This is a genomic window from Variovorax atrisoli 110B (genome assembly GCF_000382045.1).
In the GTDB taxonomy this organism is placed as follows: domain Bacteria; phylum Pseudomonadota; class Gammaproteobacteria; order Burkholderiales; family Burkholderiaceae_C; genus Variovorax; species Variovorax atrisoli.
Genome location: NZ_KB907452.1, coordinates 463169 through 489169 on the forward strand (window position 1 = coordinate 463169; position 26001 = coordinate 489169).

Sequence of the window (26001 nt, forward strand, 5' to 3'; positions counted from 1 at the left end):
ACGAAAGCACACCAAGGCTTATAGACCTAAAGCCGAACACGCGGCGCCGACCCCGGAATTGCGCGCGTCGCCAGTCCCTCTCCTCTCCCTTCCCTGTGCCGCCTCCCTGCCGATCCCTGCCCTTCGCTACAGACGCTAGATGCGCCCTTCTTCCACCGCGTGGCAGGCCACCTGCACGCCACCGATGCTCGACAGCTTCGGCCGCTCCGCCGAGCAGCGCGCATTCGCATGCGGGCAGCGCGGATGGAAGGCGCAGCCCGCCGGCGGGTTCAGCGGATTCGGCACCTCTCCCTGCACCGGGGTGCGCGAGCGGCCGGTCTGCTTCATCTGCGGGATGGCGTCCAGCAGCATGCGCGTGTACGGATGGCGCGGCGCCGAGAACAGGTCCTGCTTGTCCGCCACCTCGACCAGCCGGCCCAGGTACATCACGCCGACCTGGTCGGCCACGTGCCGCACCACGGCGAGGTTGTGCGAGATGAAGAGATAGGTCAGGCCCTGCTCGCGCTGCAGGTCCTTCATGATGTTGAGCACCTGCGCCTGCACGCTCACGTCGAGCGCGGAAGTGGGCTCGTCGCAGACCAGGAACTCGGGCTGCGTGGCAAGGGCGCGCGCGATGGAGATGCGCTGGCGCTGGCCGCCGGAGAACTGGTGCGGGTACTTGCTCATGTCCAGCGGCGACAGGCCCACCGACTTCAGCAGCTCGCCCACGCGCTCGCGCAGCGCGGCCTTGTCGCTGAGGATGTCGTGCTCGCGCAGCGGCTCGCCGATGATGTCCTCCACGATCCAGCGCGGGTTGAGGCTCGCGTAGGGGTCCTGGAAGATCATCTGGATGCGGCGGCGCAGCTTGCGGCCTTCGGCGGTCTTGAAGGCGGCGTGCGCATCCTGCCCGTCGAACTTCAGGCCGCCGCGCGTGGGTGCGTAGAGCCCCACCAGCAGCCGCGCCACGGTGCTCTTGCCGCAGCCCGATTCGCCCACCAGCGCCAGCGTCTTGCCGCGCTCGATGGAAAAGCTCACGCCGTCCACCGCATGCAGCAGCACGCGCGGCTTGCGCTCGAGCACGCGGTTGAGCCAGGGCGGCGAGACGTCGAAGGTGCGCGCGAGGTCGTGGGCGACGACGAGCGGCTCGCCATTCGCCGGGGTGCTTGCCACGGTGCTTGCAACGGCGTTCATCGCGTCACCTCCACGATGCTCTCGGCAGCCTCGGGCGTGGCGCGCTCGCCGGCCGCCATCGCTTCATGGTGCCTCGCGGCGATCTCGGCCTGGCCCACGTGCGGGTCGGCCGCGTCGTGCAGCCAGCAGGCGGCGCGCGTGGCGCCGGCATGCATGAGCTCGGGGCGCTCGACCAGGCAGCGCGCGAAGGTGCGCGGGCAGCGCGGGTTGTAGGCACAGCCGGCCGGGATGGCATTGAGCCGCGGCATCGCACCGTCGATCTGGTTGAGGCGCTCGCGGTCGCTGGTCATGTCGGGGATCGAGCCCATCAGGCCCGAGGTGTAGGGATGCGCGGGCTGGTGGATCACCTCGTGCACCGGGCCGATCTCGGCGATGCGCCCGGCGTACATCACCGCCACGCGGTCGCAGGTCTCGGCGATCACGCCCATGTCGTGCGTGATCAGCATCACCGCCGCGCCGCGTTCCTTGCAGACCTGCTTGAGCAGCTGGATGATCTGCGCCTGGATCGACACGTCGAGCGCGGTGGTCGGCTCGTCGGCCACGATGAGCTTGGGCTCGGCCGCGAGCGCGAGCGCGATCACCACGCGCTGGCGCATGCCGCCGGAGAACTGGTGCGGGAAGTGGTCGATGCGCTGCTCGGCCGCCGGAATACCTGTGTCCTGCAGCAGGCTGATGGCCCGCTTGCGCGCCTCGGCCTCGCTCACCGGCAGGTGGGCGCGGATGGTTTCCACCAGCTGGCGGCCCACGGTGTAGAGCGGGTTCAGCGAGGTCAGCGGGTCCTGGAAGATCGCGCCGATCTTGCGCCCGCGGATGGGCCGCATCGCCTCGAAGCCGAGGTTGTCGATGCGCTGGCCCTCCAGCAGGATCTCGCCGCCGGCCACGCGGCCAGGCGGCTCCAGCAGGCCGATGATGGCCGCGCCGGTGAGCGACTTGCCGGCGCCCGATTCGCCCACCACGCCCAGGATCTCCCCGGGCGCGATGTCGAAGGAAATGCGGTCCAGCGCGCGCAGCGTGCCGCGGCGGTGGGGAAATTCGACGACGAGGTCTTTGACTTGCAACAGGCTCATGGCGCTACCTCTCTCATCGCAGGCGGGGGTTCAATGCGTCGCGCAGCCAGTCGCCCAGCAGGTTCACGCTGAGCGCGATCAGCACCAGCATCAGGCCGGGGAACACGGTGATCCACCATTCGCCCGAGAACAGGTACTGGTTGCCGATGCTGATGAGCGTGCCCAGCGAAGGCGAAGTGGGCGGCACGCCGACGCCGAGGAACGACAGCGTGGCCTCGGTGATGATGGCCGTCGCCACCTGGATCGTGGCGAGCACCGTCACCGGCCCCAGCACGTTGGGCAGCACGTGGCGCAGCATGATACGCAGCGGCGCCACGCCGGTGACGCGCGCGGCCTGCACGTACTCCTTGCTGCGCTCCACCAGCGTGGAGCCGCGCACCGTGCGCGCGTACTGCACCCAGCCGGTCAGCGAGATGGAGATGATCAGCACGCCGAAGGCGAGCGACTCGTGCGCCCCCGGAAAGAGCGCGCGTCCGACGCCCGCGATCAACAGCGCCACCAGGATCGGCGGGAACGACAGCATCACGTCGCATACGCGCATGAGGAAGGAGTCGAGCCAGCCGCCGAAGAAGCCGGCCAGCAGGCCCAGCACCACGCCGACCGCGACCGACAGCACCACCGACACCATGCCGACGATCAGCGAGATGCGCGCGCCGTAGATCACGGCCGATAGGATGTCGCGGCCCTGGTCGTCGGTGCCCAACAGATACTTGGAGGAGCCTTCGGCGCTCCATGCGGGCGGTAGCCGCGCGTCACCCAGTTCCAGAGTGGCCAGGTCGAAGGGGTTGTGCGGCGAGACCCAGCCGGCGAACACCGCGCAGAACACGCAGACCAGCGCGATCAGCGCCGCGGCCATGGCCACGGGCGATGTGCGGAAGCTGTAGCCGACATCGCTGTCGAGCCAACGGGCAAGTGTTTTCTTCATCGCCGGGCCGCCCCAGGATGAAAAGCTGCCCCCTCGGGGGGCAGCGGACCTTGCGCAGCAAGGGGAGCGTGGGGGTTATTTTTCATCGCGAAGCAAAAAGGAATGGGCCCGCAAGAAGCGGGCCCATGGTCAGGCCGCCGTGCGGGCGGCCCGCTGTCTTACGGCTTGATGCTCATCCACTTGAACGGCATGTAGTTGTCGGCCATCTGGGTGAGCGACACCTTCTTGCTCACACCCCAGGCCAGCGTCTGCTGGTGCAGCGGCAGGTGGCCCACGTCGGCGGTGTGAAGGTCGAAGGCTTCCTTGATCATCGCGTCGCGCTTGGACTTGTCGGTTTCCGACTGGATCTTCTTGGTCAGCTCGTCGACCTTCGGATTGCAGTACGCGCCCAGGTTGAACTGGCCGGCTCCGGTCTTGTCGTCGGGGCAGGCCATCAGCGCGGTCAGCGCGTTGTGCGAATCGTAGGTGGTCGGGGTCCAGCCCAGCATGTAGAAGCTGGTGTCGCGGCGCAGCACCTTCGGGAAGTAGGTGCCCTTGGTCTCGGCCGCGAGGTTGATCTTGACGCCGATCTTCGCGAGGTTCGACGCCACGCTCTGGCAGATCTGGCCGTCGTTGACGTAGCGGTCGTTCGGGCAGTTCATGGTGACTTCGAAGCCATTCGGGTAGCCGGCGTCGGCCAGCAGCTTCTTGGCGCCTTCGACGTCCAGCGGCAGGCGCTTGTCCTGGGCTTCGGTCCAGCCGTTGATGCCGGGGCCGACCATCAGGCCGGTCGGGCGCGAGGCGCCGCGCATCACGGTGCGCTGGATGCCCACGATGTCGATGGCCTGGTAGAAGGCCTGGCGCACGCGCTTGTCCTTGAACGGGTTCTTGCCCTTCACGCTGGAGTAGAGCAGTTCGTCGCGCTTCTGGTCCATTCCCAGGAAGATGGTGCGCAGCTCGGGGCCGGCGATGACGCGGGCGTTCGGGCTGGCATTGACGCGTGCGATGTCCTGCACCGGCACGGGCTCCATCACGTCGACCTCGCCCGAGAGCAGCGCCGCGACGCGGGTGGCCGGGTTGGCGATCGGCGTGAAGATGATTTCCTGCGCGTTGCCTTCGATCTTGCCCCAGTAGGTCGGGTTGCGCGTGAACACGGTGCGCACGTTCGGCTGGCGTTCGCGCACGCGGTACGGACCGGTGCCGTTGGCCTTGAACGAGGCGGTGTTCTCGATGCCCTTGCGGCGGTCCACGGGTGTGACGGCCTTGTTTTCTTCACACCACTTCTTGCTCATGATCATGAGCTGCGTGATGACGTCGGGAAGGATGGGGAACGGCCCCTTGGTCTCGATCTCGATGGTGTGCGAGTCGACCTTGCGCACTTCCTTGATGTCGGTGGTGTTCGACTTCATGTCCGAGCCGTCGCCCGAGGCGCGCGCGAAGCTGAAGAGAACGTCGTCTGCCGTGAACGGCGTGCCATCGTGGAACTGCACGTTCTTGCGCAGCTCGAAGCGCCACACCGTGGGCGAGGTCTGCTTCCAGCTGGTGGCCAGCAGCGGCGCGACGCTCAGGTCCTTGTTGCGTCCGACCAGAGTTTCATAGACGTTGGCGGTGGTGCTCAGCTGCAGCGACTCGTTGAGCGAGTGCGGGTCCAGCGATAGCGCGTCCCCCTGGTTCGCGATGCGGATGGTCTGCGCACCGGCGACCATGCTGAAGGCGCTCAGGGCGCACAAAACGGCGGCCGCAGCCACATTCTTCTTGAAACTCATGGGAACACTCCTCGGGTTGGAATCAAACAAATCACGTCGCCGCGGTGGCGGCTGCTTTCCCTGGCTGCGCGCCGCGGGTAGCGGCAAGCGGCATGCCCTGCTCGATCAGGCCGGCATGCAGCGCGGCGCCCAGCGGCAGGATCTCGTCGTTGAAGTCATAGCGGCTGTTGTGCAGATACGCGCCGTCGCGCACGTTCTGGCCGATGCGAAGATAGGCGCCGGCCTTCTTCTGCAGCATGAAGGAGAAGTCTTCCGCGCCCATGCTGGGCTCCATGCTGCGCTCGACGTTGCGCGCGCCGACCAGCGACTCGGCCACGTCGGCCGCGAACATGGCCTCGGGCGCGGTGTTGATGGTGGCCGGGTAGATGCGCTCGTACTTGACGGTGGCCGTTGCGCCGAAGCCGGAGGCGATGGCCGCGCACAGCTCGTTCAGGCGCTGCTCGACCTGCGCCTGCACGCGCGAGCTGAAGGTGCGCACGGTGCCGACCAGCGTCGCCTCGCCGGGCACCACGCTCATCGCGCCGAGGTCGCCGGCCTGCATCGCGCAGATGCTGATGACGGCCGCGTCGATGGGGCGCACATTGCGCGACACGATGGTTTGGGCCGCGGTGATGATGTGCGCCGCGACGATCACCGGGTCGATGGTCTGGTAGGCGTGCGCGCCGTGGCCGCCCTTGCCCTTGATCTCGATGGTGATGCGGTCGGCCGCGGCCATCATCGCGCCGCGGTTGATGCCCACCGTGCCGGCCGGCATGGCGGGCCAGTTGTGCATCGCGTAGACGGCGTCGACCGGGAAGCGGTCGAACAGGCCGTCCTCGATCATCACGCGCGCGCCGGCGAAGCCTTCCTCGCCGGGCTGGAAGATGAGCACCGCGGTGCCATCGAAGTTGCGCGTCTCGGCCAGGTAGCGCGCGGCGCCGACGAGCATCGCGGTGTGGCCGTCGTGGCCGCAGCCGTGCATCAGGCCGTCGCAGGCAGAGCGCCAGGCGAAGTCGTTGTCCTCGCGCATGGGCAGCGCGTCCATGTCGGCGCGCAGGCCGATCATCCGGCCGCTGGCCGTCGAGCGGCCGCGGATCACGCCGACCACACCGGTCTTGCCGATGCCGTCGTGGATCTCGTCGACGCCGCAGGCACGCAGCGCCTCGCGCACGCGCCCGGACGTGTACACCTCCTCGAAGCCGAGCTCGGGATGGGCGTGCAGGTCGCGGCGGAAAGCCTCGATCTCGGGGTAGAAGCTGGCGATGTGGGCGAACGCGCGGCCGGAGGCCGTCAGTCGCGGAGCTGCCGTCGTTCCCGCAGTCGTCATTTCAGTGGCCTCCTGCCCTGCCCACGCGCAGTCGAGGGTCGACCACGAAATACAGCAGGTCGACCACGAGGTTGATCACCACGAAGATCAGGGCGATGAGGCACAGGTAGGCCGCCATCACCGGGATGTCGGCGAAGGTCACGGCCTGGATGAAGAGCAGGCCCATGCCGGGCCACTGGAACACCGACTCGGTGATGATCGCGAACGCGATGAGGCCGCCGAGCTGCAGGCCGGTGATGGTCATCACCGGCACCAGCGTGTTCTTGAGCGCATGGCCGAAATGGATGGCGCGGTTCGACAGGCCCCGTGCGCGCGCGAACTTGATGTAGTCGGTGCGCAGCACCTCCAGCATCTCGGCGCGCACCAGCCGCATGATCAGCGTGAGCTGGAAGATCGCCAGCGTCACCGCCGGGAGCACGATGTGCTGCCAGCCATCGACGCTGAAGAGGCCGCTGGTCCACCAGCCGAAGTTCACCGTCTCGCCCCGGCCGAAACTGGGGAACCAGCCCAGCGTGACCGCGAAGACCAGGATCAGCAGGATGCCGATGAGAAAGGTCGGCAGCGAGACGCCGATCAGCGACACGGTCATGAACACCTGGCTCATGAAGGTGCCGCGGCGCAGCGCGGTGTACACGCCCATCGGGACGCCGATGAAGAGCGCCAGCACGGCGGCGACCAGTGCGAGCTCGAGCGTGGCCGGGAAGCGCTCGCCGATCAGGCGCGACACCTTCGCGCCCTGGCGCAGGCTCAGGCCGAACTCGCCCTGCGCCGCATTCACGAGAAAGTGCCAGAACTGCACGAAGAAGGGTTGGTCGAGCCCCAATGCGGCGCGCAGTTCGCGGATCTGCTCGGGCTTGGCGTCCTGCCCCAGCAGGAACACGACGGGGTCGCCGACGTATTGGAAAAGAAGGAAGGCGATGAACGCGACCGCGATCATCACGATCACGGCCTGGATCAGGCGGCGCAGTACAAAGGCGATCATTCAGCGAGCAAAGTGAACGGGCATGCTAGCAGTGCAAGGTGCGTGCCCGCACGGGGGTTCCCCGGGGGTGCGCATCGTGATTCCCCAAGGAAATGCGAGGAAGGTCCGGACGAAAAAAAGCCACTCGACTTGCGCCGAGTGGCTTTTGACTTTTTAACCGAAGCTGGCTTGCGCCAGCGTCAGATTAGAAAGCGTGACGGATACCGAAGTCGTAGCCGGTGGAGCTCTTCGGGGTGAAGGCGCCAGCTGCGTTGTTGTAGAAGGCCGGGCCGCCAACCGTCAGGCCAGCACCGTTCTTGTTGCTGACGCGAGCGATCGTGGCGTACAGAGCCGTGCGCTTCGACAGGTTGTGCACGTAGCCCAGAGCGATCTTGTTAGCCTTCGGATCGGCGTTGTTCACGACGAACGGGTTGTAAGGCTGGTTCGTGTCGTACTTGACGTGCGACCACGAAGCGCGGATCAGGCCAGCGCCGACCGGCACGGTCACGCCGAGCAGGTAGCCGGTCAGATCGATGTCAGGACGGCCGCCCAGGAACGGGGTCACTTCGTAGTCGATCTTGTTCTTGGCCTTCGACAGTTCACCGAACAGCTTCACGGGACCGAAGTCATACGAAGCGCCCAGGTTCAGGGTGTTGACCTTGGTGGTCGTGCCGGCGTAGTAGTTGTCGCCAACCGTGCTGCTGCCGTAAGCCAGCGCAACGTCCAGAGGACCGTTTGCGTAGCCGAAGCGGCCGCCGATGTAACGACCTTGACGCTGGCTGTTGGCCACGTCAGGCGTGTAGATGCCCGAGCTGTACTTGGTCTTCTCGGCCATGCCGTACTGGAACTGGCCATAGAAGCCGCCCAGGTTCGGCGGCAGGAAGTAGCCGATCGTGTTGCTGGCGCGAACGTAGTTGCTCGAACCGACGTTGGCGAACGAACCGACGCTGGCAGCGGGGGTACCGAAGCCACCGAAGGCGGTGTTGGCCGTCGAGATCAGGTTGGTACCAACGCCGTTGGTGCCGAACGGGTCGAACACGGTGTCGTTCCAGAACGTCGGGGTGTAGTCACGACCCAGACGGATTTCACCGAAACCACCCGACAGGCTCACGGTCGAACGACGAGCGAACGTTGCAACACCTTGGCTGCCGTCGTCGTTGCTGATCGGGGCTTCGAGCCAGAAGCTGGCGGCCAGGCCACCACCCAGGTCTTCCGTACCACGGAAGCCCAGACGGCTGGAGTTGTAAGCCGAGTTAGCCAGTTCACGACGGCTGGTCTTGACCGAACCTTGGTTCAGGTAGACGGGGATGCCGAAAGCGTTGGGGAAAACGGTCGCGCGGTTGTCACGCGCGGTGTTCGAGTAGCCGCTGACCGACGCGTCGACCACACCAAACAGAGTGACGGACGACTGAGCCGAGGCAACACCGGCAACAGCCAGGGCAGCCAGAGCAACTAGAGATTTTTTCATTGCAAGTTTCTCCAAGGTTAAACATAGGGCTCCGGTGCGAAGGGCTCACCGTGACTGGCACTTTTGTGCTCCCACCGGACCCCGGGCCAACCTCCTTTTGGGAAGTTGATGCTATTGCACCAGAGCCGCTGCGGCAGGGCAAAACAAATCTCCCGAAATCTTGGATGGCCCGCGCGTTTCGTTGCACGCTTGCAACAAAGGACTTAGACCCCCTGATACATCACATTATGAAAATCGCCTGCAGCGGCGCGGCCCCTCCCATGTGCGTTCAAATAGATGCATGACGTTCATGATCGACCCCGTCCTGACCGCGGCGGACTCGGCGCTGCGCACGCTTTTCGCCCGTCCCCATGCCACGCGCGCCCTGCCTGCCCCGTCACAAACCCCAGGCGAACTGACCGACGCCGAGCGGCGGGAAGCCGGAGCCCTGATGCGGGTGAACCATGTTGGCGAAGTCTGCGCCCAGGCGCTTTACACGGCGCAGGCAGCCGTGGCGAGCGATCCCGCCCTGCGGGCCCATTTCCTCGAGGCAGCTCACGAAGAAACCGATCATCTGGCGTGGACTCGCCAGCGGCTGGACGAGCTGGGGGCGCGCCCTTCCATCCTCAACCCGCTCTGGTATGCCGGCGCATTCGGCCTCGGCCTCGTCGCGGGCCGACTGGGAGACCCTTTGAGCCTCGGGTTCGTCGCGGAGACGGAACGCCAGGTGGAGGCACACCTCGACAGCCATCTGGACCGTCTCCCGGCCCAGGACAGCGCCTCCCGGGCGGTGGTCGAGCAGATGAAGCTGGACGAGGCCCGCCATGCGTCCCAGGCGGTTGATGCCGGTGCGGCGGAGCTCCCGACGCCCGCCAAGGCCTTGATGAGTGTGGCTTCCCGCGTGATGACCACGCTGGCGCACCGAATCTGATCCAGCCGGGCCCCTGCTCAGGTTTCGATCAGGTCGAAACTGGTCGTGATCTCGGCCGTCTTGGCAAGCATGATGCTTGCGGAGCAGTAGGTTTCGTGGCTCAGCGCGATCGCGCGCTCCACCGCAGAAGCCGGAATTCCCTTTCCGGCCACGGTGAAATGCATGTGGATCTTGGTGAAGACCTTGGGATCCTTCTCGGCCCGCTCGCTGGTCAGCTTGACGCTGCAGCGTTCGACGCGGTGCCTCCCCCGCTTGAGGATCAGCACCACGTCGTAGGCGGTGCAGCCCCCGGTTCCGGCCAGCACGGTCTCCATGGGCCGCGCGGCGAGGTTCTGTCCGCCGTTTTCCGGCTTGGCGGCGTCGGGGGCGCCGTCCATCATCAGGACGTGGCCGCTGCCCGTCTCGGCAACGAAGCCCATGGCCGATCGCGTGCCCGCGTCGCCGGTCCAACTTACTGTGCATTCCATGGTTTTCGGGGTTCCAGGTCGAGGATGCCGGGCAAAATGCACAACAGCACCCATGAATGTGTGGGAAAAGCGTCACTCGCTTGTTGCATCGCAACAAACAGCCGATATACTTTATTTCATTGCGCAAACGTATGCGCGGCAAGTTGTCTCCTCCACCCTTCCAATTGGTGGATTTAGCCCCGAGCTGCAAAGCTCGGGGCTTTTTTCTTTCCGGAGACCGCTGCCTACGCGGCGGCGACTCTAGTTTCACTGGGCCCAAAGGGCAGTTTCTCGCCTTGAAAGGGCAGTTGCTCTGGCTGCCCTGGCTGTTGCCGGTGTTGCCTCGGCTCAGTCGTCCGTCACGCTGTTTGGTGTGGTCGACGCGTCGATCAGCGGCTACTCGTCCAGTTCGCGTGACCTGAAGCCCACCGTTCTGCCCAACAGCTTCGGCGCTCCCACCTACACGAACCTGGGCAGCGTCAAGGTCAGCCGCAGGGCTATGGCCAACTCGGGCTACAACTCGAGTCGCCTCGGCTTTCGCGGGACCGAAGACCTGGGTGGCGGCCTCGCAGCCAGCTTTTGGCTCGAAGCCCCCGTAGCCAACGACGACGGTGCAACCGGAGTTGCCAGTTTCGCGCGTCGTTCGACCGTGAGCCTGTCGGGCGGTTTCGGCGAACTGCGCCTGGGCCGCGACTACACCCCGACCTTCTGGAACGACACCGTCTTCGATCCCTTCGGCACCAACGGTGTCGGCAGCAACCTCATCAACACCGCCAACGGCTTCAACGCCGAGACCTATGGCGCCAAGGACACCGGCGGTTTCGGGGGCAACCAGAACTACGCCCGCGCCAGCAACTCGATCGGCTACTTCCTGCCCCCGAACCTGGGCGGTTTCTACGGCCAGGTCATGTACGCGTTCCATGAGAACGACAAGTACAGCAATGGCGGCTTCACGCCTAAGGACAGCAGCACCTCCAAGAGCCGGGCCGGCCGCTACATCGGGGGCCGCTTCGGCTACGCCAACGGCCCGCTCGACGTGGCGGTTTCGTACGGCAACAGCACGGTCGCCGACCAGTACTACGCAGGCACCACCGACTACGTGAAGACGTTCAACCTGGGCGCCTCGTACGACTTCGGTCGCGTGAAGCTGTTCGGCGAAGTGTCGCGCGCCAAGAATTCGCGCGACTACGAAATCACGCCCATCATCGGAGCCCGTCCAGACGTGGATCTGAACGGCTACCTGCTCGGCGTGACCGTGCCGGTCGGCCCGGGACTCATCCGTGCAGCCTACTCGAGCGTCAAGTACGACTACAACAAGCCGTTCAATCCCTACGGCTTGAACACCCCCGATCCAAAGGCGAACAAGCTCGCGCTGGGCTATGTGCACAACCTGTCCAAGCGAACGGCGCTGTATGCAACGATCGCTCGTGTCAGCGACAAGAACGGCGCAGCACTGACGGTCGGCGGCCCCGGTTTCTACAAGGCCTCCGAGAACGTGTTCAAGCCGAAGACTTCGACGGGCTACGACTTCGGCATTCGCCACGCATTCTGATCGTCGAACTTTTCAAGTTCTTTGCCTGACCCCGATGCTGGCTCCCGCCAGTTCGAAGCGGCAAACATGCCTCAAGTCGCCCGGCTCACGCCGGGCGGCTTTTTCTCGTTTTCCCCGTTCTCTTTCAGCTTGTCCGGCTACGCCGGCTCTGCAGCAACCCCACATTCATTTCTCCGCTCAATACCGAGGCGTAGAAACGCTCGACCATGTTGACGCTCGTGCGCGCGTTGCGCGCCAAGGTCAGCATGTCGATTCCTTGCCCGTACAGAAGCCGCAACGTGATGGCAGTATGGCGCAGGCAGTACAAGGTCCTCGACTGGCCCAGCGGCCCCTTCTCGAGCCCAGCTTTTTCGAGAACCCAGTGAAAGAAGAAGTTGAGCACCGCCAGGGCGTGCTCCCGATTCTTGAGCTGCGGCATGAACACATAGTCTTCCGCGCCGCCGTACCCATGCTCATCCCGGTAGGCGAGCAGGCATTCATAGACCCGCACGGCAGGACACAGGCTCACGATCGGCTGGCTGTGCCGCTTGGTCTCCGGAAGGTTCATCCGCAGATAGACGTGCTTGCCACGCACCACCTCGATGTGCCTGTGCTTCATGAACTTGATGTCGCTCGGGCGCACGAAGGTGTTCACCATCCAGCGAACCAGCCATGGCAGTTCATGCGGCATCGCAAGCAGCTCGCGCGCGATCCAGAAGCGCTCGCCCGCGGCAAGCTGATCGAGCACCGGATGCGAATGCCCGCGCAGGCTACGCGCCGTCTTGATGATCGCGCGGTACTCCGCAACGCTGAAGCTGCCACGCGGCTGGCTGCGCACCTTGACCTTCGGGAATGCAGGCGCGTCGCGAAGCACGCCGATGTGCACGCCGTGCATCACCACTTTGCGCAGCAGCACCAGGTACTGGGCAATGGTCGTACTGGTGAAGCCCTGCTCTCCGAGGTGATCGATCAGGCGTTGCGCATCAGCCGTCGCGAACGATTGCACGGGCACATCGCCCAGCAACGGAACGATGTGCGCACGCAATCTGTTGCCCATCACCTGCCACGTAGCACGTCCGATTTCTTTTCGCTGAACGCGCGCGGCCTCCGCCTGCATCAGCCTCTTCGAAAGATCACTGACAGAAATTGATAACAGATTTTGCTCATTTGTAATTTGATCGGCGGCCGTATGGATCGCGGGATAGGTGCGTCCAAAAAATCCCGAATCATTTGCAGCTGGCGCCTTGTGGAAGAGGTTTATGACATTTGTGTCCATGCCATATCTCGCATGCAATCTCGATGCCTCTTATCATCGGCAGTTAGCAAATGAAAACTCCCTTGGAAAAAATCGTGCAAGACGCACCTCTTAAAACAAAGCTGACGCCCGCCGACTATCTCAGAAAAATTCTCAACGCCCGGGTCTACGACGTTGCTGTCGAGTCCGCGCTCGAGAAGGCGCGCGCGCTCAGCGAACGACTCGGCAACACCGTTCTATTGAAGCGCGAAGACCAGCAGCCTGTTTTCAGCTTCAAGCTTCGCGGCGCCTATAACAAGATGGCGCATCTGAGTGCCGAGCAATTGGCGAGCGGCGTGATTTGCGCCTCGGCCGGCAATCATGCGCAAGGCGTCGCATTGGGCGCCCGCAAGCTCGGCACTCGCGCGGTGATCGTGATGCCGGTGACCACACCCAAACTCAAAATCGATGCAGTGCGCGGTTTCGGCGGGGAAATCGTTCTGCATGGCGACAGCTATTCCGATGCTTATCTGCACGCACTCGAATTGCAGACAAAGCAGAACCTGACCTTCGTCCATCCCTTCGATGATCCCGACGTCATTGCCGGCCAGGGCACCATCGCCATGGAGATCCTTCGCCAGCATCAAGGCCCGCTCGATGCGGTGTTCGTCGCGATCGGCGGCGGCGGCCTGATCTCCGGCGTGGCCAACTACATCAAGGCGGTGCGCCCCGAGATCAAGGTGATCGGCGTGCAAATGAACGACTCCGACGCGATGATGCAATCGGTCGCTGCGCATCAGCGCGTGAACCTTCCCGATGTCGGCCTGTTCTCGGACGGCACGGCCGTCAAGCTCGTCGGGGAAGAAACCTTCCGCATCGCCAGCGAACTGGTGGACGAATACATCGCCGTCGACACCGACGCCGTCTGCGCCGCCATCAAGGACATCTTCGTGGACACGCGCAGCATCGTCGAGCCGGCGGGTGCGCTGGCGGTCGCGGCCATCAAGGAATACGTCGCACAGCATGGCAGACACGGCGAGACCTACGCCGCGATCCTGTGCGGTGCGAACATGAATTTCGATCGGCTGCGGTTCGTCGCCGAACGCGCGGAGGTCGGCGAGGAGCGCGAGGCCCTGTTCGCCGTCACCATGCCCGAGGAGCGCGGCAGCTTCCGCCGCTTCTGCGAACTGATCGGCGAGATGCCGGCCAGCGAGTCGGAAGCGCCGGGCACCGGCGGCGGTGCGCTGCGCAACGTGACCGAATTCAATTACCGCATCAGCGATGCGGCCAAGGCGCATGTGTTCGTCGGCCTCACGACCTCGACGCGCGGCGAGTCGGCGCTCATCGCGCGGACCTTTGCGGCGCACGGCTTCGATGCGCTCGACCTCACGCACGACGAACTTGCCAAGGAGCATCTGCGGCACCTGGTTGGCGGGCGTACCGGGCTCGCGCACGACGAGCGCCTGCTGCGCTTCGTGTTCCCCGAACGGCCGGGGGCGCTGCTCAAGTTCCTGAGCCTGATGCAGCCGAGCTGGAACATCAGCCTGTTCCACTACCGCAATCAGGGCGCGGACTACGGCCGCATCCTCGTCGGCCTGCAGGTGCCGGCCGGCGAGTCCGCAGAATTCGACGCGTTCCTCAAGACGCTGGGCTATCCCTACGTCGAGGAGACCGCCAACCCGGCATACCGGCTTTTCCTCCAGGCCTGAAAAAGCAGAAGCCGGCGCGCGGCCGGCTTCGCTTCTTGCTCCTGGATACTGGCTGGGCGACTACTGCGCAACCGCCTGCTGTTGCAGGGGCGGCGCCCCCATCGAAGCCGGCTGTTGCAGCAACGCGCCACCGGGCTGAAGCGGCGGAGGCTGGATCTGCTGTTGCGGCGTCTGTGGCGGAACGGTCACTGCCGGCATCGTCGCGGGCGGCACGGCCACCACGGGCGCAGTTGCCAGCGCAGGGCTGGAAACGCTGATCGGCGCCCGCACCGGCAGCTGCAACGTGAAGGCCGCGGGTCCATCGGCCTGCATGCCGATCGTGGCCGAGCGCAGGCCCACCGACTGCAGCACATAGCTCTCACCGACCGTCGAGCCGACGCGGAAAGGGCGCGGCGGCTTGCCGTCGATAGAGATCAGCGCCGCGCCGCGCTTGGAAGGATCGGCCACCACGCCGGCCAGCGCGAACCGGCTGGCGGCTTCCGGCGCCACAGGCGCCGTGCGCGACTCGGGCAGCACGCCCAGCAGGCGTGCCACCGAATCGGAATCGGCCGCCACGGAAGGCCGCGGCATGGTCGCGGCGGCCGCGACGGCATCTGCCGGGGCCGCCAGCCGGAGCGCCCAGAACACCGCAGCGCCGGCCGCCAACGCCCAAAGCCCCGTCGTGGCAAGTGGGGCATGCCAGCGGGCGGCGGAGTAAGGACTTGTCATGGCCGCGGATTATCATGCAGCGCGCCTTCCGAATCATGTCTGCCCAAGCTATGAACAAATTCCTTCGTGCCGCTACCCGTACCGTCCAACGCGGCTTCACGCTGATCGAGCTGATGGTCGTGCTGGTCATCATCGGCGTGCTGGCGGCACTCATCGTCCCGAACGTGATCGAGCGCGCCGACGACGCCCGCGTGACGGCTGCCCGGACCGACATCAACAACCTGATGCAGGCGCTCAAGCTCTACCGCCTGGACAACCAGCGCTACCCGACTGCCGAGCAGGGCCTGCAGGCGCTGCTCACCCGCCCGACCACCGGCCCGGCCGCTCCCAACTGGAAGCCCTACGTCGAGAAGCTGCCCAATGATCCCTGGGGCCATCCCTACCAGTACCTGAACCCTGGCATCAAGGGCGAGATCGACGTGCTCTCGTTCGGCGCCGACGGCCAGAGCGGCGGCGAGGGCAAGAATGCCGACATCGGCAGCTGGCAGTAGCAGCGGCGGCACGGGCGCACTGCCCCGCAACCCGCACCGACGCACCAGCATCCACCGATCCCGCGGCTTCACGCTGCTGGAGCTGATCGTGGTGATCGCCATCATCGCGATCGCCACTGCCGCCGTGAGCTTCGCCATCCGCGACACCAACGCCGCCAACCTCGACCGCGAGGCCGATCGCCTGGCCGCCCTGCTCGAATCGGCCCGCGCCCAGTCGCGCGCCAGCGGCATCGTGGTGCGGTGGCGGCCGGTCGAGGGCAGCTTCAGGTTCGACGGGCTCCTGCCTGGCTCGCTGCCCGACGGCTGGGCCGCCGAGGGCATCACCGCCCAGATCTCGCTCGCCAACGGCACACAACTTCCCGCGCTGCAGCTCGGGCCCGACCCGATCATCGCAGCCCAGCAGGTCATGCTTTATTCCGCCGGTCCGCCCGCGCGCGCGTTGCGCATCTCGACCGACGGGGTGCGCCCCTTCACCGTGTCGGCGGTTCAATGAAAGCGCGACGCGCTCCAACTTTGCACGCCGACTCCCGCATCGGCGGCTTCACGCTGATCGAGGTGCTGATCGCACTCGGCATCGTCGCGATCGCACTGGCCGCGGGCTCTCAGGCGACCATGTCGCTCACGCGCAATGCGCAGCGCCAGTCCGACCTGGTGCTGGCCGACCTGTGCGCCGAGAACGAACTCGCCAAGGCCCGACTGTCGCGCCAGATGCCGGCGGTGGGAGATTCGGGCTCGATCTGCCTTCAGGCCGGCGTCTCCTTCAACGTGACCACCTCGACCATCCCGACGCTGAACCCGAATTTCCGGCGTGTCGACGTGCAGGTGCGCGACCAGGCCGATTCGCCCATCCTGCGCATCTCCACCGTGGTGGGGAGGTACTGAACGATGCGGCAACGCCACGGTGCCCGCGTCCTGCACGGCTTCACGCTGATCGAGCTGCTCGTGGCGATCGCGGTGATGGCGCTGCTCTCGCTCGTGAGCTGGCGCGGCCTCGACAGCATGTCGCGCGCCACCTCGCAGAACCAGCAGCGCGCCGATGCCGTGCTCACGCTGCAGGCCACGCTGGCGCAATGGGGCGCCGACCTCGACGCCGTGACCACGCTCGCGCAGACCCGACCCATCGACTGGGACGGCCGGGTGCTGCGGCTCACGCGCCGCGGCAGCGATGACACCGCGCCCGCGGTGCAGGTGGTGGCCTGGACACTCAAGTCGGGCCCCGATGGCGTGCGCTGGCGGCGCTGGCAATCGCTGCCCTTCACCACGCGCGGCGAATGGCAGCAGGCCTGGAACCTCGCGGCCGCCTGGGCGCAGGACGGCGGCGCCGGCTCGAACGGCGGCTTCAGCGACGTCGCGCTGGTGCCGGCCAACAGCTGGCAGATCTTCTTCTTCCGCGACAACAGCTGGGTGCCGGCCAGCCAGCTGCCGGTTACCCAGCCCAACCCCAACAACCCCTCGGGCCCGGTCGTCGCCATGCCCGACGGTGTGCGCCTCGTCATCACGCTGCCGCCGGGCGAGGGCCTCTCGGGCACGCTGACGCGCGACTGGGTCAAGCCGACCGTCGGAGCGCCGAGAACCTCATGACGCCGACGCCCGAAACAAGCGCAGCCCAGAGCGCACGACGCAGCCAGCGCGGCGCCGCACTGCTCGCCGCGATGCTGACGGTGATGCTCGTGGCCACCTTCGCTGCCGCCGCGCTCTGGCAGCAGTGGCGTTCGGCCGAGGTCGAAGGCGCCGAGCGCGCGCGCGTGCAGGCGGCCTGGGTGCTGATCGGGGCGCTCGACTGGTCCCGCCTCATCCTCGGGGAAGACGGCCGTGCCGGCGGCCCCGACCACCTGGGTGAGCCCTGGGCCGTTCCGCTGGAGGAGGCGCGGCTCACCAGCTTCCTTTCGGCCGAGAAGAATGTGGCGAGCGACAACCTCGAAGGGCTGCCCGACGCCTTTCTCTCGGGCCGCATCGTCGATGCGCAGTCCAAGCTCAACGTGCTCTCGCTGGTCGACAACGGCAAGCCGTCCCCCGCGGGCGTCGCCACCTTCACGCGCCTGTTCAACATGCTCGGCCTGCCCGCGTCGGAGCTCAGCCTGATGACCACGGGCCTCGCTGCAGCGCTTGCGACCGGCACCTCGACCGACGGCAGCACCAACAACACCAGCGGTGCAGATTCCGGTGCCGCGCCACTGATGCCGCAACAGGTCTCGCAACTCGTGTGGCTCGGCCTCTCCGCATCGACGGCCGCGGCGCTCGAGCCCTACGTGACGATCCTGCCGGTGAAGACCACGCTCAACCTCAACACGGCCAGCGCGGAGGCGATCAGCGCCAGCATGGAGTCGCTCAACATCGCCAGCGCGCGCCAGCTGGTGGAGCGCCGCTCGCGCGCCTTCTTCAAGGACATCGCCGCCGCCAACGCCGCCCTGCCCAGCGGCACCGCGCCCTTCAACGCCGCCCAGCACGGCGTGGGCACCCAGTTCTTCGAGGTCTACGGCAAGCTGCGGCTCGATCGCACCTACGTGGAGGAACGCTCGTTGCTACAGCGAAGCGGTGTCACTGTGACGACGATCTGGCGCACGCGCGGCGCCGGCGCAACGGTCACTCCGGTCAAACCCTGATTTTGATGCACCATTTGTAGCCAAAAAGCCTTCCAGCGCGCGTCACATCTGCGTGATACGCTATGAAAAACAGAGCGCCGCCTTGTCGGACGCGCACCTACAATCACCGGCTTTTCCAAGATCCACATGACTCCCCTGCTGCTCATTGCCCCCCTCCCCCCGGCCGATGCCGCGGGCGAGTACGACTGGGCCCAGGCAGGCGACGACGGCATTGCGTTGCGCGACCAGGGCCGTGCGTTGCTGGCCCTGCTGCCTTCGAGCACGGAGGTCATGCTGGGCATTCCGTCCGCGGCTCTCTCCTGGCACCGCGTCACGCTGCCCAAGGGCAGCATGGGCAGCGCCTCTAAGCTGCGCGCCGTGCTCGACGGCCTGCTAGAAGAGCACCTGCTCGACGAACCCGAAGCCCTGCACTTCGCGCTCGAGCCCGATGCCAAGGCTGGCGCGCCGGTATGGGTCGCGGCCTGCAACCGCATCTGGCTGCGCAGCGTCGTGCACGGGCTCGAGGCGGCCGGCCGGCGCGTGGTGCGCATCGTTCCCGAATTCACGCCCCAGCCGATCGACGGCCCGCCGCTGCTGCTGGTCACCGGCGAGCCCGAGGCTGCGCGGCTCACGGTGTGCGACGCCGACGGCGTGGTCTCGCTGCCGCTGGCCGGCGCGGGGCAGGCGCTGTCGGACGGCCTGCCGCTGGACACCGCGGTCATCACCACCGAACCCGCCGTCGCCGAGGCCGCCGAGCACCTGCTGCAGCGCCCCGTGCCGATCGTGAAGTCGCCGCAGCGCTGGCTGCAGGCCACCCGCACGCCCTGGGAACTCGCGCAGTTCGACCTCGCCGTCACCGGCCGCGCGCGCGCCGGCAAGAAGTTCGCCTCGGTGGTGCAGACGCTGCGCTATGCGCCCGAGTGGCGCGCCGCGCGCTGGGGCGTGGTCGCCCTGCTGCTGACCCAGCTCATCGGCCTGAACGCCTGGGCATGGAAGGAGCGCAACGCCCTCGAATCGAAGCGCCAGGCCGCCAAGGCGATGCTGACCCAGACCTTTCCCTCGGTGAAGATCGTGGTCGATGCGCCGGTGCAGATGCAGCGCGAGGTCGCATCGCTGCAGCAGGCCGTGGGCGACGTGTCCAACAGCGACTTCGAACCCATGGTCGGCGCGCTCGCGGCCCTGCTGCCGCCCGGCAAGGTGCCGAGCGCCGTCGACTACAGCGCCGGCCAGCTGCGGCTGCGCGGCCTGGGACTGCAGCCTTCGGAGGTCTCGCAGATCACCGGCGCCATGGCGCCGCGCGGCTACAACGTGCGCACCGAGGGCGACCTCCTGCTGGTGCAGGCCGAGGCCAACCGATGAATTTCAGCGAACAGCTCAAGGCCCGCTGGGCCACCCTGGAAGTGCGCGAGCGCCGCATGGTCCAAGCCACGGCCGCACTCGTGGCGCTGGCCCTGCTCTGGTGGATCGCGCTCGCTCCCGCACTGCGCACCCTGTCGGCCGCACCGGCCGAACACGCGCAGCTCGATGCGCAGCTGCAGCAGATGGCCACGCTGCAGGCCCGCGCGAAGGCTCTGCAGTCGCAGCCGCGGCTCAACCGCGACGACGCGATGCGCGCGCTCGAAACCTCGGTGCGCGAAGGCCTCGGCACGAGCAACGCGCAGCTCATGGCATCCGGCGGCGACGGTGCGGCCAGCGTCTCGCTGCGTGCCGCGCCCGCGTCCACCGTCGCCCAATGGCTCGGGCAGGCCCGTGGCAATGCGCATGCGGTGCCGCGCGAAGTCCACCTGACGCGTGCGCCGGCCTCGGCCCCGCCGCCCTCCTCCTCCGGCGCCAAGGACGCGCCGAAGACGCCGCAGGTCCGCTGGGACGGCACCATCGTCATGGCGCTGCCCGCGGCGCGATGAGGAACAGCAGACCCGCATGCTGAGCCGCCCTCCGATCCCCGAATCGCGACCACGCCTCGGCTGGCGCTGGGCCCTGCTCGGCGCGGTCGTCGGCGTGCTGCTGGCCGTGGTGCTCTTTGCGCCCGCGCGCTGGCTGTCGGGCGCGCTGTCGAGCTGGAGCCAGGGCCGCCTCGTGCTGACCAACCCGCGCGGCACCGTGTGGAACGGCACTGCCGCGGTCGTGCTCGCGAGCGGCGCAGGCGGCATGCAGGCGGTGTCGCTGCCGGGCCTGCTGCATTGGCGCATGCGCCCGAGCTGGAGTGGCATCTCCGCCAGCCTCGACCTGCCGTGCTGCGCCACGCAGCCGCTCGAACTCAAGGCCAGCCCGCGCGCCGGCGGCATGCTGGTCGAATGGCAGGACAGCCGCTCGCGCTGGCCCGCCACCCTGCTCATGGGCCTGGGCGCGCCGTGGAACACGCTCAAGCTCGAAGGCGCACTCGACCTGAACACCAAGGCCTTCGCGATGCAGTGGGACGGCCCCGCGCTGCGCATCGCCGGACAGGCGACGCTCGACGCGACCGACGTTTCATCCAGCCTCTCGACGCTGCGGCCTATGGGCAGCTACCGGCTCACGCTCGAAGGCGGCAGCCGCCCCACGCTGCTTTTGAGCACGCGCGAGGGCAGCCTCGAACTCAACGGCAGCGGCAGCTGGACCGGCACCTCCTTCCGCTTCAACGGCGAAGCCAGCGCTGCACCCGGCCGCGAAGACGCACTTTCCAATTTGTTGAACATCATCGGACGGCGCGACAACGCGCGTTCGATCATCACCCTGGGTTGATCCTCATGATGAAGCCACTGTTTTCGACCGGCACCGTCGCGCTCGCCGTGCGCGTGCTGATCGCCGCCACGTTCCTGCAGGGCGCGCCCGCCGCGTTCGCGCAGACCGGCGACGCGCCGCGCCGCGGCGAGCCGATCACGCTGAACTTCTCCAATGCCGACATCGAGGCGGTGGCCCGCACCATGGCGGTGGTCACCGGCCGCGACGTGGTGGTCGACCCGCGCGTGAAGGGCACGATGAACCTCGTCACCGACCGCGCGATCCAGCCGTCGGCCGCGTTCAACCAGTTCGCCTCGGCGCTGCGCCTGCAGGGCTTCGCGGTGGTGGAGGCCGACGGCCTCTACAAGGTGGTGCCCGAGGCCGACGCCAAGCTGCAGAGCAGCACCGTCAACACCTCCATCAGCGCCACGGCTTCCAGCGGCAGCAACCAGATCGTCACGCAGATCTTCCGCCTCAACTACGAGTCGCCGAACAACCTGCTGCCGGTGCTGCGCCCGCTGATCCCGCCGAACAACACCATCAACGTGAACCCGGGCAACAACTCGCTCGTGATCACCGACTACGCGGACAACATGCGACGGCTCGCGCGCATCATCGCGTCGCTCGACGTGCCGAACGCCTCGGACATCGAGATCATCCAGCTCAGGCACTCGGTGGCGACCGACATGGTGCCGCTGGTGCAGCGGCTGGTTGACGGTGGCGGCTCGGGCGCTCCGGGTGCGGCGGCTGCCCCTGGCGCTGCCGATGCGTCGTTCCGGACCACGCTCCTGGCCGATCCGCGCAGCAACTCGCTGATCATCCGCGCGGCCAACCCCGCGCGCGTGGCGCTGATCCGCACCCTGGTCGACAAGCTCGACCGCCCTGCCGCCGAGAGCAGCAACGGCGCGGCCGGCAACATCTACGTGGTCTACCTGAAGAACGCCGACGCGGTGCGCCTCGCGGCCACGCTGCGCGCCGCCATGGCCGCCAACCAGCTGAACACGACGCCGGGCACGCCAAGCGCCGCGGCCGGGTCCGTGCCGCAGCAGAGCGCGCCGCAGGCGATGCAGGTGAACCTGAACAACAGCGGCCAGTCGGGCGTTTCGGCGGCCGCCACCGCGCCGCTGAACAACGCAAACCAGCCTTCCACCGGCGGCCAGATCCAGGCCGACCCGTCGACCAACTCGCTGATCATCACGGCGCCCGAACCGCAGTACCGGCAGATCCGGGCGGTCATCGACAGGCTCGACGGCCGGCGCGCGCAGGTCATGATCGAGGCGCTGATCGTCGAGGTGAATGACACCGCGGCCGCGAAGTTCGGCGTGCAGTGGCAAAGCGCGCTGGGCAGCAACGCGGTGCTCGGCACCAACTCCTCGGTGGCCGGCGCCAACCTGCTGACGCTGACCCAGGCGCTGGCCACGCGCAATGCCGCCGGCGTGGCGGGAGCGATCACGCCGGGCGCGAACCTCGGCATCGCCGGCAAGATCGGCGGCCAGTACATCCTGGGCGCGATCGCCAGCTTCTTCGACAGCGACAAGGACGCCAACGTGCTGTCCAAGCCGAACCTGCTGACGCTGGACAACGAGGAAGCCAAGATCGTCATCGGCCAGAACGTGCCCTTCGTGACGGGCCAGTACGCCAGCACCTCGGGCTCGGTCGGCGTCAATCCGTTCACGACCGTCGAGCGCAAGGACGTCGGCCTCACGCTGCGCGTGCGCCCGACCATCAACGAGAACGGCACGGTGAAGCTGACGATCTTCCAGGAGACCTCCACGGTCGACCAGAACACGGTCAACAACCAGAACGGCCCGACCACGAGCAAGCGCTCGATCGAATCGAGCGTGCTGGTGGAAGACGGCGGGCTCGTGATGCTCGGCGGCCTGCTGTCCGACTCCTACAACAACACGGTCGAGAAGGTGCCGCTGGCGGGTGACATCCCCGTGCTCGGAAACCTGTTCAAGAGCCAGGCCCGCACGCGCGACAAGGTCAACCTCATGATGTTCCTGCGTCCGGCGGTGATGCGCGACGCCAATGCCACGGAGGCCTTCGCGTACGACCGCTACGACGAGATCCGCGGCCTGCAGATTCGCACGCAACCCGACACCTCCAACGTGATGCTGCGCGGCGTGAGCGGCTCGAACGTCCTGCCCGAGCTGGTGCCGCCGTCGCGCCCTGCGGCGCCCATCTCTGCGGCCCCTTCCGCACCGAGCACCGCGCGCAGCGGCACGAGCTTCGAAGGCACCCAGCTGATCCCGCCGCCGCAGCCCGCCGCGGACAGCCGCAGGCTGGCGCCCAGCCCCCTGCGCGGCGCCCTGCCCCCCACCGCCGACCCGGTGAGCTCGCGCGAACTGCCCTGATACCGCCCCGATGTCCAACCGCTACCCCCTGCCCTACGCCTTCGCACGCAGCCAGCAATTGCTGCTGGAGGAGACCGACGACGGCCGGTACACCCTCTGGATGTCGAGCCATCCGGCGCGCAGCGCAGTCGGCGAGGTGTCGCGCAAGTACGGCGTTCAGGCCTTCGAGGTGCTCGCCGACGGCCCGCTGGCGCAGCGCATCAGCGCGGCCTACGCGCAGGGCGAGTCGAGCGCCGCGGCGGTGGTGAGCGAGGTGCAGAGCGACGCCGACCTCTCCCGCATGATGCAGGAGCTGCCGGCGGTCGAAGACCTGCTGGAGAGCGCGGGCGACGCGCCCATCATCCGCATGCTGAACGCGCTGCTCACGCAGGCCGCGCGCGACGGCGCGAGCGACATCCACATCGAACCCTACGAACGCACCTCGTCCGTGCGCTTCCGCATCGACGGCACGCTGCGCGAGGTGGTGCAGCCCAACCGGGCACTGCACGCGGCGCTGATCTCGCGCCTGAAGATCATGGCCGACCTCGACATCTCCGAGAAGCGGCTGCCGCAGGACGGGCGCATCTCGCTGCGCATCGGCACGCGCGCGGTCGACGTGCGGGTGTCGACGCTGCCCAGCGCGCACGGCGAACGCGCAGTGCTTCGCCTGCTGGACAAGAGCGAATCGAAGCTCACGCTCGAATCGGTGGGCATGCAGGGCGACACGCTCGAGCGCTTCGAGAAGCTGATCGCGCAGCCGCACGGCATCATCCTCGTGACCGGACCCACGGGCTCGGGCAAGACCACCACGCTGTACGCCGCGCTGGCCCGGCTCGACGCCACCCGCAGCAACATCATGACGGTGGAAGACCCCATCGAGTACGAGCTGCCGGGCGTGGGCCAGACACAGATCAACGCCAAGATCGAACTCACCTTCGCCAAGGCCCTGCGCGCCATCCTGCGACAGGACCCGGACGTGATCATGATCGGCGAGATCCGCGACTTCGAGACCGCGCAGATCGCCATCCAGGCCTCGCTGACCGGCCACCTGGTGCTGGCCACGCTGCACACCAACGATTCCGTCAGCGCCGTCACGCGTCTCACCGACATGGGCGTGGAGCCCTTCCTGCTGAGTTCGTCGCTTCTGGGCGTGCTCGCGCAGCGGCTCGTGCGCAAGGTCTGCACGGTCTGCGCCGGCGCGGGCTGCGAAGCCTGCGGCCAGACCGGCTACCAGGGCCGCACCGGCATCTTCGAGCTGCTGGTGGCCGACGACAAGGTGCAGGCGCTCATCCACGGCAAGGCCGCCGAGAGCCAGCTGTTCGAGGCCGGCCAGCGCGGCGGCCTGCGCTCGATGCGCGAGGACGGCGAACGGCTGGTGCAGGCCGGCATCACGTCGCGCGCCGAGCTGCTGCGCGTCACGCGCGAGTAGCGAGCAAGAAGAGAAGAGATGCCCGCCTACGCATTCGAAGCCATCGACGCCAGCGGCCAGTCGCGCGAAGGCGTGCTGGAGGCCGACACCGCCCGCAGCGCGCGCAGCCTGCTGCGGGCGCAGTCGCTCATACCGCTGTCGGTCAAGCCGGTGGGCAGCGAGCATGCCGGTGGTTCCAGCCAGCGCAGCGGTATCGGCCGCTGGCTCGGCGGCGGCAAGCGCGTGTTCAATTCGACCGGGCTCGCGGTGTGGACGCGGCAGCTCGCGGGTCTCGTCTCCTCGGGCCTGCCGCTGGAACGCGCGCTCACTGCGCTGACCGATGAAGCCGAATCGGACCAGCAGCGCAACCTCGTCGCCTCGCTGCGCGCCGAGGTCAATGCAGGCTCCCCCTTCGCCCGTGCGCTGTCGGCGCATCCGCGCGAGTTCTCCCCCATCTACACGGCCGTGATCGGCGCCGGCGAGCAGAGCGGCAACCTGGGCCTCGTGCTCGACCGCCTCGCCGACGACCTCGAAGAGCGCCAGGCGCTGCAGCAGAAGCTGATCGGTGCGGCGCTGTACCCGGCCATCGTCACGCTGGTGGCGATCGTGATCGTGATCTTCCTCGTGAGCTACGTGGTGCCGCAGGTGGCGCAGGTGTTCGCGGGCACGAAGCGCTCGCTGCCTTTCCTCACCACGGTGATGCTGTCGCTGAGCGCCGGCGTTCGCAACTACGGCTGGTGGATGCTGGCCGGCGTGGTGCTCGTGACCATCGGCGCACGGCTCGCGCTGGCGCAGGAGGCGCTGCGCCTGAAGTTCGATGCGGCCTGGCTCAGGCTGCCGCTGGTGGGCAAGCTCTCGCGCGGCTACAACGCGGCGCGCTTCGCGAGCACGCTCGCCATGCTGGCCACCGCCGGCGTGCCGATCCTGCGCGCGCTGCAGGCCGCCTCCGAAACGCTGGGCAACCGTGCGATGCGCGCCGATGCGCTCGACGCGCTGGTGCTGGTGCGCGAAGGCGCGCCGCTGGCATCGGCGCTGGCGCAGAAGAAGCGCTTTCCGGGCCTGGTGTCGATGTTCGCCCGCCTCGGCGAGCAGACCGGCACCCTGCCGCTGATGCTGCAGCGCGCCGCCAACCAGCTCGGCGCCGAAGTGCAGCGCCGCGCGATGCACCTGGCCACCATCCTGGAGCCGCTGCTGATCGTGGCGATGGGCGGCGTGGTGATGCTGATCGTGCTCGCGGTGATGCTGCCCATCATCCAGCTCAACCAGTTCGTGAAATGAGGCAGACCCCCAGGCTTGCCCACTTC

Annotated in this window: 24 protein-coding genes; 14 read left to right on the forward strand and 10 right to left on the reverse strand. The window is 67.3% G+C overall.

The genetic code is table 11. From position 1 onward, the window contains the following. Positions 1-135: 135 nt before the first annotated feature. From G369_RS0113230 to G369_RS0113260, 7 genes are all read right to left on the reverse strand, one after another. Positions 136-1170, reverse strand: a complete 1035-nt coding sequence (locus G369_RS0113230; protein ID WP_019654485.1) for an ABC transporter ATP-binding protein — start codon at positions 1168-1170, stop codon at positions 136-138. Further along, a complete protein-coding gene (locus G369_RS0113235; RefSeq protein WP_019654486.1) occupies positions 1167-2237 on the reverse strand; it encodes an ABC transporter ATP-binding protein in 1071 nt (356 codons plus the stop codon). Before G369_RS0113235 ends, G369_RS0113230 begins: the two co-directional genes overlap by 4 nt. Positions 2238-2250: 13 nt before the next feature. Continuing rightward, on the reverse strand, positions 2251-3162 hold the full coding sequence (locus G369_RS0113240; RefSeq protein WP_019654487.1) for an ABC transporter permease: 912 nt from the start codon (positions 3160-3162) through the stop codon (positions 2251-2253). A gap of 158 nt (positions 3163-3320) precedes the next feature. Continuing rightward, positions 3321-4907 carry an ABC transporter substrate-binding protein gene (locus G369_RS0113245; protein ID WP_019654488.1) on the reverse strand — a complete coding sequence of 529 codons (1587 nt, stop codon included), beginning with the start codon at positions 4905-4907 and terminating at the stop codon, positions 3321-3323. A 31-nt stretch (positions 4908-4938) separates the two neighbouring features. Beyond that, the gene (locus tag G369_RS0113250) at positions 4939-6213 is read right to left on the reverse strand and encodes a M20 aminoacylase family protein (RefSeq protein WP_019654489.1); all 1275 of its coding nucleotides are present in this window, start codon (positions 6211-6213) and stop codon (positions 4939-4941) included. A 1-nt stretch (position 6214) separates the two neighbouring features. Further along, positions 6215-7195: an ABC transporter permease gene (locus G369_RS0113255; protein ID WP_019654490.1), complete on the reverse strand. Its 981-nt coding sequence runs from the start codon at positions 7193-7195 to the stop codon at positions 6215-6217. A gap of 184 nt (positions 7196-7379) precedes the next feature. Continuing rightward, positions 7380-8642: a porin gene (locus tag G369_RS0113260; RefSeq protein WP_026346353.1), complete on the reverse strand. Its 1263-nt coding sequence runs from the start codon at positions 8640-8642 to the stop codon at positions 7380-7382. Positions 8643-8922: 280 nt separating this feature from the next. Between G369_RS0113260 and coq7 the strand changes: the two genes are divergently transcribed. Further along, complete coding sequence (gene coq7 / locus G369_RS0113265; RefSeq protein ID WP_019654492.1) at positions 8923-9552, forward strand: 2-polyprenyl-3-methyl-6-methoxy-1,4-benzoquinone monooxygenase; 630 nt, start codon at positions 8923-8925, stop codon at positions 9550-9552. A 17-nt stretch (positions 9553-9569) separates the two neighbouring features. On the opposite strand, the gene G369_RS0113270 is transcribed toward coq7, so the two are convergent. Then, positions 9570-10019 (reverse strand): OsmC family protein, encoded by a 450-nt coding sequence (locus tag G369_RS0113270; protein WP_007834112.1) that lies wholly within the window; start codon positions 10017-10019, stop codon positions 9570-9572. Positions 10020-10311: 292 nt separating this feature from the next. Between G369_RS0113270 and G369_RS0113275 the strand changes: the two genes are divergently transcribed. After that, positions 10312-11550: a porin gene (locus G369_RS0113275; RefSeq protein WP_051127573.1), complete on the forward strand. Its 1239-nt coding sequence runs from the start codon at positions 10312-10314 to the stop codon at positions 11548-11550. 124 nt (positions 11551-11674) lie between these two features. On the opposite strand, the gene G369_RS0113280 is transcribed toward G369_RS0113275, so the two are convergent. After that, positions 11675-12805 (reverse strand): site-specific integrase, encoded by a 1131-nt coding sequence (locus G369_RS0113280; RefSeq protein ID WP_019654494.1) that lies wholly within the window; start codon positions 12803-12805, stop codon positions 11675-11677. A 50-nt stretch (positions 12806-12855) separates the two neighbouring features. Between G369_RS0113280 and ilvA the strand changes: the two genes are divergently transcribed. Next, entirely contained in the window at positions 12856-14472 is a 1617-nt protein-coding gene (gene ilvA / locus G369_RS0113285) for a threonine ammonia-lyase, biosynthetic (protein ID WP_019654495.1), read from the forward strand. Positions 14473-14532: 60 nt separating this feature from the next. Here ilvA and G369_RS0113290 read toward each other — a convergent pair whose 3' ends face one another. Further along, positions 14533-15180, reverse strand: a complete 648-nt coding sequence (locus G369_RS0113290) for a type II secretion system protein N (RefSeq protein WP_019654496.1) — start codon at positions 15178-15180, stop codon at positions 14533-14535. A gap of 50 nt (positions 15181-15230) precedes the next feature. On the opposite strand from G369_RS0113290, the gene gspG reads away from it, so the two are divergent. The 11 genes from gspG (at position 15231) to gspF (ending at position 25975) form a co-directional block, all read left to right on the forward strand. After that, positions 15231-15671 (forward strand): type II secretion system major pseudopilin GspG, encoded by a 441-nt coding sequence (gene gspG, locus G369_RS0113295; RefSeq protein ID WP_019654497.1) that lies wholly within the window; start codon positions 15231-15233, stop codon positions 15669-15671. Further along, positions 15646-16164, forward strand: a complete 519-nt coding sequence (locus G369_RS0113300; protein WP_019654498.1) for a prepilin-type N-terminal cleavage/methylation domain-containing protein — start codon at positions 15646-15648, stop codon at positions 16162-16164. The genes gspG and G369_RS0113300 overlap by 26 nt, the downstream gene beginning before the upstream one ends. Further along, positions 16161-16553, forward strand: coding sequence for a type II secretion system minor pseudopilin GspI (gene gspI, locus G369_RS0113305; RefSeq protein ID WP_038114559.1), 393 nt, complete (start codon positions 16161-16163; stop codon positions 16551-16553). The genes G369_RS0113300 and gspI overlap by 4 nt, the downstream gene beginning before the upstream one ends. Before the next feature lie 3 nt (positions 16554-16556). Further along, positions 16557-17252 carry a PulJ/GspJ family protein gene (locus tag G369_RS0113310; protein WP_019654500.1) on the forward strand — a complete coding sequence of 232 codons (696 nt, stop codon included), beginning with the start codon at positions 16557-16559 and terminating at the stop codon, positions 17250-17252. Then, positions 17249-18274, forward strand: coding sequence for a type II secretion system minor pseudopilin GspK (gene gspK / locus G369_RS0113315; RefSeq protein ID WP_019654501.1), 1026 nt, complete (start codon positions 17249-17251; stop codon positions 18272-18274). The genes G369_RS0113310 and gspK overlap by 4 nt, the downstream gene beginning before the upstream one ends. 126 nt (positions 18275-18400) lie before the next feature. Beyond that, the gene (gspL, locus tag G369_RS0113320; protein WP_019654502.1) at positions 18401-19612 is read left to right on the forward strand and encodes a type II secretion system protein GspL; all 1212 of its coding nucleotides are present in this window, start codon (positions 18401-18403) and stop codon (positions 19610-19612) included. Then, positions 19609-20157 carry a type II secretion system protein M gene (locus G369_RS0113325; RefSeq protein WP_019654503.1) on the forward strand — a complete coding sequence of 183 codons (549 nt, stop codon included), beginning with the start codon at positions 19609-19611 and terminating at the stop codon, positions 20155-20157. The genes gspL and G369_RS0113325 overlap by 4 nt, the downstream gene beginning before the upstream one ends. 16 nt (positions 20158-20173) lie before the next feature. Next, positions 20174-20974: a type II secretion system protein N gene (gene gspN / locus G369_RS0113330; protein ID WP_019654504.1), complete on the forward strand. Its 801-nt coding sequence runs from the start codon at positions 20174-20176 to the stop codon at positions 20972-20974. Between the two features lie 5 nt (positions 20975-20979). Continuing rightward, positions 20980-23310 (forward strand): type II secretion system secretin GspD, encoded by a 2331-nt coding sequence (gene gspD / locus G369_RS0113335; RefSeq protein WP_019654505.1) that lies wholly within the window; start codon positions 20980-20982, stop codon positions 23308-23310. A 10-nt stretch (positions 23311-23320) separates the two neighbouring features. Beyond that, the gene (locus G369_RS0113340; RefSeq protein ID WP_019654506.1) at positions 23321-24718 is read left to right on the forward strand and encodes a GspE/PulE family protein; all 1398 of its coding nucleotides are present in this window, start codon (positions 23321-23323) and stop codon (positions 24716-24718) included. Between the two features lie 18 nt (positions 24719-24736). Next, positions 24737-25975, forward strand: coding sequence for a type II secretion system inner membrane protein GspF (gene gspF / locus G369_RS0113345; RefSeq protein WP_019654507.1), 1239 nt, complete (start codon positions 24737-24739; stop codon positions 25973-25975). The last annotated feature ends 26 nt before the right edge of the window (positions 25976-26001 follow it).

Excerpts from the sequence above, each read along its gene's own strand:
- G369_RS0113230 (WP_019654485.1), bottom strand. The coding sequence starts at position 1,170 with ATGAACGCCGTTGCAAGCACCGTGGCAAGCACCCCGGCGAATGGCGAG.
- G369_RS0113235 (WP_019654486.1), bottom strand. The coding sequence starts at position 2,237 with ATGAGCCTGTTGCAAGTCAAAGACCTCGTCGTCGAATTTCCCCACCGC.
- G369_RS0113240 (WP_019654487.1), bottom strand. The coding sequence starts at position 3,162 with ATGAAGAAAACACTTGCCCGTTGGCTCGACAGCGATGTCGGCTACAGC.
- G369_RS0113245 (WP_019654488.1), bottom strand. The coding sequence starts at position 4,907 with ATGAGTTTCAAGAAGAATGTGGCTGCGGCCGCCGTTTTGTGCGCCCTG.
- G369_RS0113250 (WP_019654489.1), bottom strand. The coding sequence starts at position 6,213 with ATGACGACTGCGGGAACGACGGCAGCTCCGCGACTGACGGCCTCCGGC.
- G369_RS0113255 (WP_019654490.1), bottom strand. The coding sequence starts at position 7,195 with ATGATCGCCTTTGTACTGCGCCGCCTGATCCAGGCCGTGATCGTGATG.
- G369_RS0113260 (WP_026346353.1), bottom strand. The coding sequence starts at position 8,642 with ATGAAAAAATCTCTAGTTGCTCTGGCTGCCCTGGCTGTTGCCGGTGTT.
- coq7 (WP_019654492.1), top strand. The coding sequence starts at position 8,923 with ATGACGTTCATGATCGACCCCGTCCTGACCGCGGCGGACTCGGCGCTG.
- G369_RS0113270 (WP_007834112.1), bottom strand. The coding sequence starts at position 10,019 with ATGGAATGCACAGTAAGTTGGACCGGCGACGCGGGCACGCGATCGGCC.
- G369_RS0113280 (WP_019654494.1), bottom strand. The coding sequence starts at position 12,805 with ATGGACACAAATGTCATAAACCTCTTCCACAAGGCGCCAGCTGCAAAT.
- ilvA (WP_019654495.1), top strand. The coding sequence starts at position 12,856 with ATGAAAACTCCCTTGGAAAAAATCGTGCAAGACGCACCTCTTAAAACA.
- G369_RS0113290 (WP_019654496.1), bottom strand. The coding sequence starts at position 15,180 with ATGACAAGTCCTTACTCCGCCGCCCGCTGGCATGCCCCACTTGCCACG.
- gspG (WP_019654497.1), top strand. The coding sequence starts at position 15,231 with ATGAACAAATTCCTTCGTGCCGCTACCCGTACCGTCCAACGCGGCTTC.
- G369_RS0113300 (WP_019654498.1), top strand. The coding sequence starts at position 15,646 with ATGCCGACATCGGCAGCTGGCAGTAGCAGCGGCGGCACGGGCGCACTG.
- gspI (WP_038114559.1), top strand. The coding sequence starts at position 16,161 with ATGAAAGCGCGACGCGCTCCAACTTTGCACGCCGACTCCCGCATCGGC.
- G369_RS0113310 (WP_019654500.1), top strand. The coding sequence starts at position 16,557 with ATGCGGCAACGCCACGGTGCCCGCGTCCTGCACGGCTTCACGCTGATC.
- gspK (WP_019654501.1), top strand. The coding sequence starts at position 17,249 with ATGACGCCGACGCCCGAAACAAGCGCAGCCCAGAGCGCACGACGCAGC.
- gspL (WP_019654502.1), top strand. The coding sequence starts at position 18,401 with ATGACTCCCCTGCTGCTCATTGCCCCCCTCCCCCCGGCCGATGCCGCG.
- G369_RS0113325 (WP_019654503.1), top strand. The coding sequence starts at position 19,609 with ATGAATTTCAGCGAACAGCTCAAGGCCCGCTGGGCCACCCTGGAAGTG.
- gspN (WP_019654504.1), top strand. The coding sequence starts at position 20,174 with ATGCTGAGCCGCCCTCCGATCCCCGAATCGCGACCACGCCTCGGCTGG.
- gspD (WP_019654505.1), top strand. The coding sequence starts at position 20,980 with ATGATGAAGCCACTGTTTTCGACCGGCACCGTCGCGCTCGCCGTGCGC.
- G369_RS0113340 (WP_019654506.1), top strand. The coding sequence starts at position 23,321 with ATGTCCAACCGCTACCCCCTGCCCTACGCCTTCGCACGCAGCCAGCAA.
- gspF (WP_019654507.1), top strand. The coding sequence starts at position 24,737 with ATGCCCGCCTACGCATTCGAAGCCATCGACGCCAGCGGCCAGTCGCGC.